Annotated in this window: 12 protein-coding genes; 6 read left to right on the top strand and 6 right to left on the bottom strand. The window is 58.9% G+C overall.

Annotated elements, in window-relative coordinates; translation table 11 throughout:
• The first annotated feature begins 123 nt into the window (after positions 1-123).
• Positions 124-861: a Bax inhibitor-1/YccA family protein gene (locus ACQZ40_RS04060; protein WP_220317716.1), complete on the top strand. Its 738-nt coding sequence runs from the start codon at positions 124-126 to the stop codon at positions 859-861.
• Positions 862-974: 113 nt separating this feature from the next.
• On the opposite strand, the gene ACQZ40_RS04055 is transcribed toward ACQZ40_RS04060, so the two are convergent.
• From ACQZ40_RS04055 to acnA, 3 genes are all read right to left on the bottom strand, one after another.
• Positions 975-1,367 carry a DUF2794 domain-containing protein gene (locus ACQZ40_RS04055; protein ID WP_003523170.1) on the bottom strand — a complete coding sequence of 131 codons (393 nt, stop codon included), beginning with the start codon at positions 1,365-1,367 and terminating at the stop codon, positions 975-977.
• A 400-nt stretch (positions 1,368-1,767) separates the two neighbouring features.
• Complete coding sequence (locus ACQZ40_RS04050; protein WP_003523168.1) at positions 1,768-2,508, bottom strand: DUF1223 domain-containing protein; 741 nt, start codon at positions 2,506-2,508, stop codon at positions 1,768-1,770.
• A 190-nt stretch (positions 2,509-2,698) separates the two neighbouring features.
• Positions 2,699-5,392, bottom strand: a complete 2,694-nt coding sequence (gene acnA, locus ACQZ40_RS04045; protein ID WP_448747444.1) for an aconitate hydratase AcnA — start codon at positions 5,390-5,392, stop codon at positions 2,699-2,701.
• A 271-nt stretch (positions 5,393-5,663) separates the two neighbouring features.
• Here acnA and ccmA point away from each other — a divergent pair, with 271 nt between their 5' ends.
• From ccmA to ACQZ40_RS04020, 5 genes are all read left to right on the top strand, one after another.
• Complete coding sequence (gene ccmA / locus ACQZ40_RS04040; protein ID WP_271045544.1) at positions 5,664-6,305, top strand: heme ABC exporter ATP-binding protein CcmA; 642 nt, start codon at positions 5,664-5,666, stop codon at positions 6,303-6,305.
• Positions 6,306-6,507: 202 nt separating this feature from the next.
• Positions 6,508-7,167 carry a heme exporter protein CcmB gene (gene ccmB, locus ACQZ40_RS04035; protein ID WP_059759870.1) on the top strand — a complete coding sequence of 220 codons (660 nt, stop codon included), beginning with the start codon at positions 6,508-6,510 and terminating at the stop codon, positions 7,165-7,167.
• Positions 7,168-7,241: 74 nt separating this feature from the next.
• A complete protein-coding gene (locus ACQZ40_RS04030; protein WP_035261524.1) occupies positions 7,242-8,003 on the top strand; it encodes a heme ABC transporter permease in 762 nt (253 codons plus the stop codon).
• A gap of 4 nt (positions 8,004-8,007) precedes the next feature.
• Complete coding sequence (ccmD, locus tag ACQZ40_RS04025) at positions 8,008-8,181, top strand: heme exporter protein CcmD (RefSeq protein ID WP_060725377.1); 174 nt, start codon at positions 8,008-8,010, stop codon at positions 8,179-8,181.
• Entirely contained in the window at positions 8,178-8,777 is a 600-nt protein-coding gene (locus ACQZ40_RS04020; RefSeq protein ID WP_125145332.1) for a DsbE family thiol:disulfide interchange protein, read from the top strand. The genes ccmD and ACQZ40_RS04020 overlap by 4 nt, the downstream gene beginning before the upstream one ends.
• 16 nt (positions 8,778-8,793) lie before the next feature.
• Here ACQZ40_RS04020 and ACQZ40_RS04015 read toward each other — a convergent pair whose 3' ends face one another.
• The 3 genes from ACQZ40_RS04015 to ACQZ40_RS04005 form a co-directional block, all read right to left on the bottom strand.
• Complete coding sequence (locus ACQZ40_RS04015) at positions 8,794-9,975, bottom strand: GGDEF domain-containing protein (RefSeq protein ID WP_162934132.1); 1,182 nt, start codon at positions 9,973-9,975, stop codon at positions 8,794-8,796.
• Positions 9,976-10,093: 118 nt separating this feature from the next.
• Entirely contained in the window at positions 10,094-10,690 is a 597-nt protein-coding gene (locus ACQZ40_RS04010; protein WP_433822575.1) for a DUF2585 domain-containing protein, read from the bottom strand.
• Complete coding sequence (locus ACQZ40_RS04005; protein ID WP_065656922.1) at positions 10,687-11,337, bottom strand: septation protein A; 651 nt, start codon at positions 11,335-11,337, stop codon at positions 10,687-10,689. Before ACQZ40_RS04005 ends, ACQZ40_RS04010 begins: the two co-directional genes overlap by 4 nt.
• Positions 11,338-11,339: the final 2 nt, after the last annotated feature.

The raw sequence follows: 11,339 nt of genomic DNA, 5'->3' as shown, positions 1-11,339 counted from the left end.
GAAAAGGCCTTGTATAGAACACGTTCTGCCATCATATTCTTGAACAGGCTTGCTGAAGCTCCGCAGCGGCGCCCGGGAGGTATCCCGACACCGTAGCAATCACGGAGCTCAAAAGAGGAAACAATGGCTGACTTCAATAACTACCAGAACCGCATGGCGCAGACCCGTGCACAGACTGGTGCGATGATCGATGAAGGTCTTCGCGCCTATATGCTCAAGGTTTATAACCTGATGGCGCTGGCTCTGGTCATCACCGGCGTTGCAGCGTTCGGCACCTATACGCTTGCCGCTTCCAACCCGGCTTTCGCCCAGCTGCTTTTCGCGTCGCCGCTGCGCTGGGTCGTGATGCTCGCTCCGCTGGCACTGGTCTTCTTCCTTAGCTTCCGCATCCAGAACATGAGCGTTTCTGCTGCGCAGACGACGTTCTGGGTTTATGCCGCGCTGATGGGTGTTTCGCTCTCGTCGATCTTCCTGGTCTACACCGGCCAGAGCATCGTGCAGACCTTCTTCGTGACCGCGGCCTCGTTCGGTGCGCTCTCGCTTTACGGTTACACGACCAAGAAAGACCTGTCTGGCATGGGTTCGTTCTTGATCATGGGCCTGTTCGGTCTGATCATCGCTTCGATCGTCAACATCTTCCTTGCATCCTCCGCGCTGCAGTTCGCGATTTCCGCGATTGGCGTGCTGATCTTCGCAGGCCTGACCGCCTACGACACCCAGAAGATCAAGGAAATGTATTTCGATGCTGACGATGTTGCCGTCGCTGGCCGTAAGGCCATCATGGGCGCACTGACGCTCTACCTCGACTTCATCAACCTCTTCACCTTCCTCCTGCAGTTCCTCGGAAACCGCGACGACTAAGGTTAAGGGTTCGATTGCCAGACATATGAAAGGCGGCCCTTCGGCCGCCTTTTTATTCGGAAAGATTCTTTAGCCCTATCCACCAGAGGCGGGCAGTCCGCTTTTGCGAAAGCTCACTCGATGAGCTTCAAAACCTTGTCGAAGACCTTCAGAACCTGCGGCAACTCATGCCCTCGCTTGAGAATGCGGCCATCCGTATTCACCACACAGTAGGCGCCCTGTTTCGCCGCCAGCTTGGGGTTTTTCTCGATCCTGAAAAGCGGCATTTCACCTGAACGCTTGAAGACGGAAAATACCGCCTTTTCCTTGAGGTGATCGATGGCGTAGTCACGCCATTCGCCCTCTCCCACCATGCGGCCATAGATGCGCAGGATCGCATCCAGCTCGCGGCGGTGAAAGGTGACCGGCAAAGGGTCCTTGTTCTTTTTATATTCGCGGAGATCGATAACGGTGGAATTGTCACGTGAAGCGGTCTGCACCTGCTGCACATCCGGTTGATCGGTCATCCAATACCTCCGATTCCACCCAAATCATCCATGCAGTGTGAGCCTGAGAGGGCGAAATTGCAAGTCTTTGCACCGGCATGGCGGATAGGGCAGGGAATTCCGGGAAAGGTTCGACAAGCGTTCGATGCGCAGAGTAACCGGAAGACGTCAGCGCAGAATTGCGCCCGCCGATTCTCCGACGAGCGCTGCCAACGGCAAAGGCAGGGGTTAAAAATGGTAACCATTTAGGCAGCCATTTTCGCATGGGCTGCCGTATTTCGGTCAAACCATGGCCCGAATTGGGTGGAATAGTCCTATTGTCAATTGATGCCTAGGCACCAAGATGACCCGGTCCGGTGCATTGACCCTTTACCCCCAGCCCCCAATGCCCGGACCGGATCTTCCATCGCCCGACAGGCGATCAGGGGTTTTCATTTCCAAGCAGGATACTTGCGCCGACAATTGCCGCAGGATCGCCACCGGCATTGGCCGTCTGCAACAGCACGGCGCAGCCGCCCTTTTTCACCTTGGCCACCACGCTCGCCGGAAGCTTCACCGTCATCGGCGAACCATCCCACATGCCGACCGTTTGCACATCATAGACGCTGTGCCAGTAGGACATTTTTTTCCCCTGGTTTTCGCCCTTCTGCACATCCACGGTCTGCTCTCGCGTGAAATAAGCGACGACGACATCGGCCTTGCCGCTGCCCGCGCCGATATCGATCTCCACCTCATCACCGGCAAATTTCGACGAGACCGGCACGTTCAGTCCCTTGCCCTCGCGCTTGAACGCATCCAGCCTGTCATAGATGCCGCGAACATCGGCACCCTTGACGTGGTCGCGGCCGTTCAGAATGGCCTGCGGCGTATAGACCCCGTTGCGGCCGAGCGCGCGCATGTAACCATATTGCCGGTCGGTATTTTCCTTAGACGCCAGCGAATCCGTCCAGCCGAGGTAGTTCCAGTAATCGACATGGTAGGAAAGACCGACGACGTCGCCCTTCTGGATCATCTTGCGCAGGGCTTCATCGGCCGGCGGGCAGGATGAGCATCCCTGCGACGTGAACAATTCGACGACGCCCTTCACGGCCTCCTGCGCCTGCGCGGAGGTGACGAGGAACGTGCCGAGAAGACATATCGACAGGGGGAATTTCAGCGGCATTACAAAAACCTTTGTCCGGAAGAGATCCAGACGAATTGATGCGATCAATCCTGCCGGGATGCAAACCGGAAAATAACGTCTATTGCCCTTCAATAGAAAGTCACGAAGGGGTGAGCGACAATCACAAAAAAAGAGACGATGAAATGGAAAGACGCCGGGATTTCTCCCGGCGTCTTCGATTGTTGAAGCTTTATGCGGCCAGATCGCGAAGAACGGTCTGCAAAATGCCGCCGTTGTTCATGTAGATCACTTCATCCAGCGTATCGATGCGGCAAAGAAGCGGAACTTCCTTCACCGAACCGTCGCTATAGGTGATCTTGGCGATCTTCTTTTCACGCGGCCTGATTTCACCTTCGAGACCGTCGATCTCGACGATTTCATCACCCTTGAGATCGAGGCTCGCCCAGGTCGTGCCTTCCTCGAAGACAAAGGGAACGACGCCCATGCCGACGAGGTTCGAACGGTGGATACGTTCGAAAGACTGCGCGATGACAGCCTTGACGCCGAGCAGGTTGGTGCCCTTCGCCGCCCAGTCGCGAGACGAACCGTTACCATATTCGACACCGGCGAAGATGACGAGCGGGACGCCTTCGGCCTTGTATTTCATGGCCGCGTCATAGATCGACATCTCTTCCTTGGACGGATAGTGGATGGTGTAGCCACCTTCCTTGCCGTTCGGGCCGAGCATGTGGTTGCGGATGCGGATATTGGCGAAGGTGCCGCGCATCATCACTTCATGGTTGCCGCGACGCGTGCCGTACTGGTTGAAGTCAGCTACGGCGACGCCATGCGCCGTCAGATAGGCGCCGGCAGGCGAAGCGGCCTTGATCGAACCGGCCGGAGAAATATGGTCGGTGGTGATCTTGTCGCCGAAGAGACCGAGGACGCGCGCGCCCTTGATGTTCTTGAGGCCCGACCCCTTTTTGCCCATGCCGACAAAATAGGGCGGGTTCTGAACATAGGTCGACTGGTCGTCCCAGGCATAGGTCTGCCCCGGAGGAACCTGAACCGCCTGCCAGTTCGCATCGCCCTTGAACACGTCGGCATACTTCGTTTCGTAAAGCTCGCGGGTGACGTATTTCAGGATGAATTCCTGGATTTCCTTGGAGGTCGGCCAGATATCCTTGAGGTAGACCGGATTGCCGTTCTGGTCGTCGCCAATCGGCTCCTTCGTCAGATCCTTCTGGACCGTGCCGGCAAGGGCATAAGCCACGACGAGCGGCGGCGAGGCCAGATAGTTCGCCTGAACATCCGGCGAAATACGACCCTCGAAGTTGCGGTTGCCCGAGAGAACACCGGCGGTGATCAGGCCCTTGTCGTTGATCGTCTTGGAGATCGCCGGCGGCAGCGGACCGGAGTTACCGATGCAGGTCGTGCAGCCGAAGCCGACGAGGTTGAAGCCGATCGCGTCGAGGTCCTTCTGCAGACCGGACTTGTCGAGATATTCGGCAACGACCTGCGATCCGGGTGCGAGCGACGTCTTCACCCACGGCTTGGACTTCAGACCCTTGGCGACCGCGTTGCGGGCGAGGAGGCCGGCAGCGATGAGAACCGAGGGGTTGGAAGTGTTTGTGCAGGAGGTGATGGCGGCAATCGCCACATCGCCGTGACCGAGATCGAAAGCCTCACCTTCGACCGCATAACGGCTCGAAAGCTGGCCGGGCTTCTTATAGTCATTTTCAAGAGCCGTCGCGAAATTCGGCGCGATGGTTTCGAGCGGCAGGCGGCCTTCCGGACGCTTGGGGCCGGCCATGGAGGGCACGACGTCGCCAAGGTCGAGTTCCAGCGTATCGGTGAAGACGAGGTCGGAACCGTCGCCGGTGCGCCACATGTCCTGCGCCTTCGAATAGGCTTCGACGAGCGCGATGCGATCCTTGGCACGGCCGGACATGGTCAGGTAATTGATAGTCTCGCTGTCAACCGGGAAAAAGCCGCAGGTCGCGCCATATTCCGGGCCCATATTGCCGATGGTGGCGCGGTCGGCCAGAGACATCGAATCGAGGCCGGGGCCGAAGAATTCGACGAATTTGGAGACAACGCCCTTTTTGCGCAGCATCTGAACCACGGTCAGCACGAGGTCGGTCGCGGTCACACCTTCCTTCACCTTGCCGGTCAGCTTGAAGCCGATAACCTCGGGCAGAAGCATGGAGACCGGCTGGCCTAGCATGGCCGCCTCAGCCTCGATACCGCCAACGCCCCAGCCGAGAACGCCGAGACCATTGATCATGGTCGTGTGCGAATCGGTGCCGACGCAGGTATCCGGATAAGCAATCGTCTCGCCATCCTCTTCCTTCGTCCAGACGGTCTGGCCGAGATATTCGAGGTTGACCTGGTGACAGATGCCGGTGCCGGGCGGAACCACACGGAAATTCTTGAACGCCTGCTGGCCCCACTTCAGGAAGCGGTAACGCTCGCCGTTGCGCTCATACTCCAGCTCGACGTTGCGGGCAAAGGCGCTCGGCGTGCCGAATTCGTCGACGATGACCGAGTGGTCGATGACGAGATCGACGGGAACCAGCGGGTTGATCTTTTCCGGATCGCCGCCAAGGGCCTTGATGCCGTCACGCATGGCGGCAAGGTCGACAACGGCGGGAACGCCGGTAAAGTCCTGCATCAGAACGCGGGCGGGGCGATAGGCGATTTCGGTTTCGGTCAGGCCCTTGTTGTTCAGCCATTCGGAAACCGCCAGAATGTGTTCCTTGGTGACGGACTGGCCGTCCTCGAAACGCAGCAGGTTTTCCAAGAGAACCTTCATGGAATAGGGCAGCTTGGAAACGCCCTTCAGGCCATTGGCTTCAGCCTTGGGAAGGCTGAAATAGATGTATTCCTTACCGTCAACGGTAAGGACGGAACGACATTGGAAACTGTCGAGTGATTTGGGCATGGATAAAAACCCCGCTTACTCTGATAGCCAACACGTGCGTGCGGACACCTATGCACTCATGCACATCAGGATGCGGGTACGACCATTTCCGCTGTCCGCACGTGAAAATTGCTCCTCGCAATCGTCAAGTCCGGCGCAAGATGATGTTCACGCCGGCCGCTGGCGTGTTGACACCCATATAGATAATTTCTCTAAAACGTGCCAGACCATTCAACGAACCTAATCGATTTTTTTATGATCGAGACGACGAAATCGTAATCGGAACCGCAGCATGGATTTGACGGCGGAAAATCTTGGCGTGCGACGCGGCGAAGATTTCATATTCATGAATATTTCCTTCAAGTTAAGCGACGGTGAGGCTCTTGTGTTGACCGGTCGCAACGGTTCAGGAAAATCCACCCTGCTGCGCACGGTGGCCGGCCTGCTGCGGCCCGAACAGGGACGAATAAAGATAGCCGGCAAAGAAATAGACGCTGACATGCGCCCGTCTGAGGCCTGCCATTATCTTGGCCATCGCAATGCTATGAAAACCGAACTGACCGTTTCGGAGAATCTTCGGTTCTGGAAGGACTTCCTCGGCGATTTTTCCGGCGGTGCGGGCATGGCAATCGATGAGGCGGCGGAGATCGTCGGCCTGGCCGGCATTACCCACCTGCCCTTCGGTTATCTCTCCGCCGGCCAGCAGCGGCGTTTTGCCATGGCGAAACTTTTGATTGCATGGCGACCGGTGTGGATTCTCGATGAGCCGACGGCGGCGCTAGACAAGGCTGCGGACGGGATGTTTACCGATCTCGTGAAAAACCATCTTGGGAAAGGCGGCATCGTTCTGGCCGCAACCCATCAGCCTTTGGGGCTGGAGAGCGCGCGGGAATTGCGGATGACGGGGTTTGCGGGTGTGGAGGCTTGGGCATGAGGGCGATGTGCGTGGGGCATACCCCCCTCTGCCCTGCGGGGCATCTCCCCCTCAAGGGGGGAGATCGACCTGCGGCTAGGTCTCGCCCATCTCTACGCCTGAGAATAAAGCAGCGGAAAAGCCTCTTGCCGATCTCCCCCCTTGAGGGGGAGATGCCCGGCAGGGCAGAGGGGGGTAACGCCCCAGACGCGGAGCAACCCCAATGACCGCCCTCCTCCTCCGCGACATCAAACTCTCCATCCGCGCCGGCGGCGGCGCGCTGATCGGCGTGCTGTTTTTCATGACAGTGGTTGCCGTCATCCCCTTCGGCGTCGGCCCCGATCTCAACCTGCTCGCCCGCATCGGCCCCGCTATTGTTTGGATCGGCGCGCTGCTGTCCGCCCTTCTCGGCCTCGACCGGCTGTTTCAGGCCGAGCGGGATGACGGCTCCCTTGATCTAATCCTGATGCAGGAAACCCCGCTGGTCCTGACCGTGTTCGTGAAATGCCTGGCACACTGGGTCACGACCGGCCTGCCACTGGTGCTTGCCTCCCCTCTGCTTGGCCTCTTCATGAACATGGACGAAGTGGCGATCGGCGCCGTGATGCTAACCCTTCTCGTCGGCTCGCCCGCCATCACCTTCATCGGCGCGGTAGGGGCGGCGGTTGCCGTTGCCCTGCCGCGCGGAGGGCTTCTGGTGTCCATCCTCGTCTTGCCGCTCGCCATTCCCGTGCTGATCTTCGGCGTCAGCGCCTCCTATGCGGCGGTGCAGGACCCGGCGCCCTTCATGCCGCCATTTCTCATTCTGTGTGCGATCACGTTATTTTCAGCCGTGACCGGACCTTTCTTCGCCGCTTTGGCGCTGCGCAATGTTATGGATTGATGAAACCACGCCAGACGATCCCCGATTGACAGGGATCAATTGCGGGGCGGCCATTCTCGGGTTACACAAACGGCATGAACGAGCAGACCTTCACCATCACCAAATTCAGTGATCTTGCCAATCCCACCCGGTTTCTGGCGCTGGCGGCACGCATTCTGCCATGGCTCGCTGCGCTCACGGCGCTGGTGCTGGCCGCCGGTCTTTATCTGTCCTTCACTACCGAAGGCGATTATCAGCAAGGTTACACTGTGCGCATAATGTATGTGCATGTGCCCTCAGCCTGGCTCGCCATGATGTGTTATTCGGTCATGGCGGTCTCCGCCATCGGCACCCTCGTCTGGCGTCACCCGCTGGCGGATGTCAGCCACAAGGCCGCTGCCCCCATCGGCGCGGCCTTCACGCTGATTGCACTCGTCACCGGCTCGCTCTGGGGTAAGCCCATGTGGGGAACCTGGTGGGTGTGGGATGCACGGCTGACCTCCGTCTTCGTGCTTTTCCTGATGTATCTCGGGCTGATCGCGCTCAACCGCGCCATGGACGATCCGTCGAGAGCCGCCCGTGTCAGCGCCGTGCTGATCCTCGTCGGTTTCGTGAATATCCCCATCATCAAATTTTCGGTCGAGTGGTGGAACACGCTGCACCAGCCGGCAAGCGTCATCCGCATGGGCGGCTCCGCCATCGATGCGGAATTCCTCTGGCCGCTGCTGACCATGGCCGTCGGTTTCACGCTGCTGTTCTTCACGCTGCACATCGCCGCCATGCGCAACGAAATCTGGCGTCGGCGCGTGGCCGCGCAGCGGCGTCTCGCCGCCCGCATGGCGAACCGGGAGGGCTGAGGAGATGACGCACGCCTTTTATATCGGCATGTCCTATGCGGCGACCGGCCTTGTCGTTCTCTGTCTCATCGCCTGGGTCGTCGTGGACGGTCAGGCACGCAAACGGGAATTGAAAGAACTCGAGGCATCCGGCGTGCGCCGCAGGGCGAGAGCCGGTTCCGCAGGTGACGCGCAATGACGCAGGCTGACCGGGACATCAAGGCCAAAACGACAGGCCGTGCACGCTATGCGCTTGCGCTGCTGCCGTTGCTGCTGTTCGGCGGTTTCGCCCTCGTCGCCGGCAAGATGCTTTACGATCAGGACGTGAACGGGCTGGATATCAGCGCCATTCCCTCGGCGCTGATCGGCACCAGGGCGCCCACCCTGTCGCTACCGCCGCTGGAAGGCTCCAACCTGCCGGCGCTGACCGATGCCGCCATCAAGGGCAAGCTGACTTTGGTGAACGTCTTCGCCTCCTGGTGCATTCCCTGCCGGCAGGAGCATCCGCTGCTTCAGGAATTGGCGAAAGACAGCCGAATCACCGTCGTCGGCATCAATTACAAGGACAAGCAGGATAATGCGCTGCGCTTCCTCGGCGAGCTCGGCAATCCCTTTGCTGCGATAGGCGTCGATCCAAACGGCAAGGCCGCGATAGACTGGGGCGTCTACGGCATTCCCGAAAGTTACCTGGTCGGCGCGGATGGCACGATCCTTTATAAAAAGGTCGGCCCCTTCGATGCCCGCAGCGTCGAGCGCGATCTGCTGCCAGCCATTGCGGCCGCAGCCGGGAAATAACGCGCTCGGTAGGGCATCACCCCTTGGTAACGACCCTCAGCGAAGGGCCTTCAGCCGGCAGACGTATGCCTTCCAGCACCACCTGATCGCGACCGCCGCGTTTTGCGGCATAGAGACCGTCATCGGCCCGCTTGATGGCGTCATGAATGGAATGATCTCCCCTCGCGACGGCCGAGACACCGAAGCTCGCGGTGATCTGGCTGGTTACACCCCGGTTGCGCCAATCGAGCGACGAAAGACCTGTCCGCATGGCATTGGCCAGCTGGCCGGCTGCGGCAGCTGTCTGGCCGGGCAGGAAGACCACAAACTCCTCACCGCCAAAGCGCGCCACCAGCGCATCCTCGGGCGCATTGCGCCTGAGCAGATCGGAAAGACCGATAAGAACGATATCTCCAGCCGCATGACCGTAAACATCGTTGATACGCTTGAAGTGGTCGATGTCGCAGGCGATGACCACACCCTCAGGGATATCGTTACGAAAATCGGGAACTCGGCGGTCGAAGCCGCGCCGGTTCAGCACGTCCGTCAGCGGATCATGCTCTGCCGCATGCAGATGCCGGTCGACGGTGACGGAAATCTGACTCGCGAGCACGGAGAGCGCCAGCAGGAAGCCGAAGATGCTGGCGGCAAGCTGCATGTAGAAAGCATAGTCGGATTCGAAGAATTCGCTGAGCTCGATCATCGAGCCGCTCGGCGTCATCACCAGCAGCATGCCGATGCGCACCAGCGTCTCCAGCACCACAAGACAGGCAATTCCCACCATCAGCCTGTCCGCAAGCGCGACGGGGCGCTTTCGCACGAGCCAGACCGGAATCGCGAGCAAAAGGGCACAGACGAGATCACCGATGACGAGCTCGCGTTTCAGATCCGGTGTGACGAAAACATGGAAAGAGACCAGCAAAACCGCGGCAACCACGATCGACAGCCTGGCCGTGATATAAAGCGGCCGCCCGAAATGGACGAGCAGAGCGTGGCCATAGAGGAAGAAGGCGGAGAAGAACAACAGGTTCGAAACAATCGCCTGTATTTCGAACGGCAGGCCGCCAAGCACCAGAGGTGTCGCAAAACCGAAGGCCGCCGAAAGATATCCTATACCCCAATAGCGGGCGGAAGCGTGGCCGATCCTTTGCAGGAACAGGAACACCACGCCGAATGTCAGCATGATGAAGGGGAGAAGATAGGCGAAGTTGTCTTGCAATGGGTTCTGCCGGAGGGAGATACGAGCCTTTGCCTGACACTACGGCAATGCCATTAAGAAAACCTGCATATATTGCACGGCTTCCGTGCCTTTCGGCCCGCGGCCCCGGAAAACCCGTTCACATTTGCGGGAGCGCGTTCTGCCATTCCTTGATCGCGTCCACGGGCCAAAGCAGCATGACCACGTTCAGCGTCAGGTTGTCACGGATCAGCCAGCCGGTGAAGATTTCGAAGAAGATGGCGATCGCCACCGTCAACCACACCGGCACACGGGCGGCAAACAGGAAACCCAGCGCCATGAAAACGGTATCCATCGCCGAGTTCAGGATGCTGTCGCCGGTGTAACCCAGCGCCATCGTCGCGGTCCGATAACGATCGATGATGAGAGGCGAGTTTTCTAGGATTTCCCATGCCGCTTCCACCAGAACCGCAAGCGAAAGCCGCATGGAAAGCGACCTGTTGCGGAACAGCAGCCAGGCGAACCAGTAGAACAGGAAACCGTGAATGATATGCGAGGGAGTATACCAGTCGGCCAGATGCTGGGAATTGCCCGGCGTGTTCACGCCCGGCTCGAACAGCTTCACATAACCGCATTCGCAGATCGGAATGCGGCCCATGGCGTAAAGGATGACGATTTGCAGGAGAAGCAGCCCGGCGGCCACGCCGAACCATTTGAGCGAGCGCGAACGGGAAGCCGACATCTCTGCAACGGTCATTTTTCGTCCTTGTTAAGCGGTTCCAGCGAATGGCGCATGACGAGCGGCATCTGCGCCATGGTGAAGATGATGGTGATCGGCATCGTGCCCCACACCTTGAAGGCAACCCAGGTGTCGGTGGTAAACATGCGCCACACCACCTCATTCAGCACCGCAAGAAAGAGGAAGAATATGCCCCAGCGCAGCGTCAGCTTGCGCCAGCCCTCATCCGTCAGCCGGAAGGCCGAATTGAAGACATAACCGAGCAGCGATTGCCCGAAGAACAGGCCGCCGAGCAGAATGACACCGAACAGCGTGTTGACGATGGTCGGCTTCATCTTGATGAAAGTATCGTTCTGCAGCCAAAGCGTCAGCGCGCCGAACACGAAGACCACTATGCCCGATATCAGCGGCATGATCGGCAACTTGCGCGTCAGCACCCATGAGACGGAAAGCGCCAAAGCCGTTGCGATCATGAACAGGCCAGTGGCGATGAAGATCGGCCCGCCGAACTCCGTCAGCACGGGGAAAGTGGAGGCCAGCCATTCGCCGCGGGAATTGGCGAAGAAGAAGACCATGAGCGGGCCAAGCTCGAGCACGAATTTCAGGAGCGGGCTGATTTCCGCCACCATCTTTTCGCTTTCCTTGGAATTGCTTTCAATATCCATAC

The organism is Agrobacterium sp. 16-172Ci (genome assembly GCF_053522725.1).
This window is presented reverse-complemented; position numbering and strand designations above follow the sequence as displayed.

Bases quoted from the DNA above. Each gene is read 5' to 3' on its own strand.
- ACQZ40_RS04060 (WP_220317716.1), top strand. From the start codon at position 124: ATGGCTGACTTCAATAACTACCAGAACCGCATGGCGCAGACCCGTGCA.
- ACQZ40_RS04055 (WP_003523170.1), bottom strand. From the start codon at position 1,367: ATGACCGATCAACCGGATGTGCAGCAGGTGCAGACCGCTTCACGTGAC.
- ACQZ40_RS04050 (WP_003523168.1), bottom strand. From the start codon at position 2,508: ATGCCGCTGAAATTCCCCCTGTCGATATGTCTTCTCGGCACGTTCCTC.
- acnA (WP_448747444.1), bottom strand. From the start codon at position 5,392: ATGCCCAAATCACTCGACAGTTTCCAATGTCGTTCCGTCCTTACCGTT.
- ccmA (WP_271045544.1), top strand. From the start codon at position 5,664: ATGGATTTGACGGCGGAAAATCTTGGCGTGCGACGCGGCGAAGATTTC.
- ccmB (WP_059759870.1), top strand. From the start codon at position 6,508: ATGACCGCCCTCCTCCTCCGCGACATCAAACTCTCCATCCGCGCCGGC.
- ACQZ40_RS04030 (WP_035261524.1), top strand. From the start codon at position 7,242: ATGAACGAGCAGACCTTCACCATCACCAAATTCAGTGATCTTGCCAAT.
- ccmD (WP_060725377.1), top strand. From the start codon at position 8,008: ATGACGCACGCCTTTTATATCGGCATGTCCTATGCGGCGACCGGCCTT.
- ACQZ40_RS04020 (WP_125145332.1), top strand. From the start codon at position 8,178: ATGACGCAGGCTGACCGGGACATCAAGGCCAAAACGACAGGCCGTGCA.
- ACQZ40_RS04010 (WP_433822575.1), bottom strand. From the start codon at position 10,690: ATGACCGTTGCAGAGATGTCGGCTTCCCGTTCGCGCTCGCTCAAATGG.
- ACQZ40_RS04005 (WP_065656922.1), bottom strand. From the start codon at position 11,337: ATGGATATTGAAAGCAATTCCAAGGAAAGCGAAAAGATGGTGGCGGAA.